General features: G+C 36.2%; 2 protein-coding genes. Both read left to right on the top strand.

All coding sequences use genetic code 11. The features are described from left to right. Positions 1–789: sugar ABC transporter permease (locus ENO17_05255; GenBank protein HER24439.1), on the top strand; the 789-nt coding region annotated here is incomplete at its 5' end. After that, positions 789–1,646, top strand: a complete 858-nt coding sequence (locus ENO17_05260) for a carbohydrate ABC transporter permease (protein ID HER24440.1) — start codon at positions 789–791, stop codon at positions 1,644–1,646. The genes ENO17_05255 and ENO17_05260, both read left to right, overlap by 1 nt. The last annotated feature ends 251 nt before the right edge of the window (positions 1,647–1,897 follow it).

Here is a 1,897-nt window from a genome sequence, read left to right on the forward strand (position 1 = left end):
ATTAATACACTATATATTTCTTTTTTTAATCATAATTCAGAGATATTTATTGGTATTAAGAATTATCTTTATAGCTTTACCAATGAGATTATGCTTAATTCTTTTCGAAATAATGCTCTATGGGTAATATTATTTGTTCCCCTGACAGCATCTTTAGGATTAGTGATTGCAGTATTGGCAGATCGGGTAAAATATGAATCGATTGTAAAATCGCTGATATTTATGCCCATGGCAATTTCCTTTGTGGGTGCGGGAATCATTTGGAAGTTCGTTTATGCTTATAGACCGGCATCAGCCGCTCAGACGGGTATTCTTAATGCAGTTCGTTCGCTTTTCAATTTAGATCCTTTGCCCTGGCTGATTATTAGACCTTGGCTTAATAATTTTTGTTTAATTATGGTAGGAGTATGGATCTGGACTGGATTTTGTATGGTGATATTATCTGCGAGTTATAAAGGGATACCCCGCGAGCTTTTAGAAGCAGCTCGAGTAGACGGCGCAACCGAATTTAAAATATTCTGGAAAATTATTCTGCCTTTGATGAAACCTACTCTTGCAGTAGTAGCGACAACTATGACCATTAATGTTCTTAAAGTATTTGATATTGTTTATGTAATGACTAATGGGAATTATAATACCGAAGTAGTGGCCAATAGGATGTATAAAGAGATGTTTATATTTAGAAATTATGGCCGAGCAAGCGCAATTGCGGTGATATTATTAGTGCTTATTATCCCCATGATAGTGATCAACATTCAGCGATTTAGAGAACAGGAGGCCATAAGATAATGAAAAAGTTAACTCCGATTCTTTCAAATGGACCGATTCATTTAGTAATAATTTTTATTGCAGTAATTTGGATTTTTCCTAGTGTGGGATTATTGATAACTTCTTTTCGATCTTCTGCCGATGTAGCAGCATCAGGATGGTGGAGCGTTTTTGAGCATCCTTTTAATTTTACCCGCTATACCTTGGAAAATTACCAGGAGGTTATTCTGAAGATCGGTATAGGAAAAGCCTTTTTAAACACTCTATTTATTACTATTCCCTCTACCATTATTCCCATATTAATTGCTTCTTTTGCTGCCTATGCTTTCGCCTGGATGGAATTCCCAGGGCGAAGATTTTTATTTGTCATTTTAGTAGGCTTGTTAGTAGTACCCCTACAAATGACTTTGATACCGATCTTGCGAATTTTTAATCAATTAGGAATAGCCGGTACTTTTCCCGGGATATGGTTTGCCCATACTGGTTACGGACTACCTCTAATAATTTACTTAATGTATAATTTTATCTCCGGGTTACCGAGTGAATTGTTTGATTCTTCTTCTATAGATGGCGCTACCTCTTTTCAAATATTCACCAAGATGGTAATACCGTTATCTTTACCAGCCCTTGCATCCGTCACTATCTTTCAGTTTTTATGGGTTTGGAATGACCTTTTAATAGCTTTAGTTTACTTAGGGGGGACACCAAATGTAGCTCCTTTAACCGTACGAATCAGTGCCTTAGTCGGCTCTTATGGTCAAGATTGGGAACTGCTTACCGCTGCGGCCTTTGTTTCTATGGCTCTTCCTTTATTTCTTTTTTTAGGATTGCAGCGCTATTTCGTAAAAGGAATTTTGGCTGGATCAGTGAAAGGATAAACTAATTTTCCAATTCGCCAATCCACCAATTCACCGATACCCCAATTTACCAATTATCGATTCTCCAATTATTTTTAATCAATTAGTCTTGTGGTCTACCAGTCATCCAGTCAATGTAGCCCACGATACATCATTTACTTCTTTTCCCAAGCTTGTAACTCACAACTTACAATTTGTAATCTGTATTTTAACTGTTAAATTAGCTAACTATCTAATTTTTTTCTTATTACTCATTACACCTTACTCATCAC

This window comes from Candidatus Atribacteria bacterium, assembly GCA_011056645.1.
Taxonomy (GTDB): domain Bacteria; phylum Atribacterota; class Phoenicimicrobiia; order Phoenicimicrobiales; family Phoenicimicrobiaceae; genus Sediminicultor; species Sediminicultor quartus.

Bases quoted from the DNA above. Each gene is read 5' to 3' on its own strand.
- ENO17_05260 (HER24440.1), top strand. From the start codon at position 789: ATGAAAAAGTTAACTCCGATTCTTTCAAATGGACCGATTCATTTAGTA.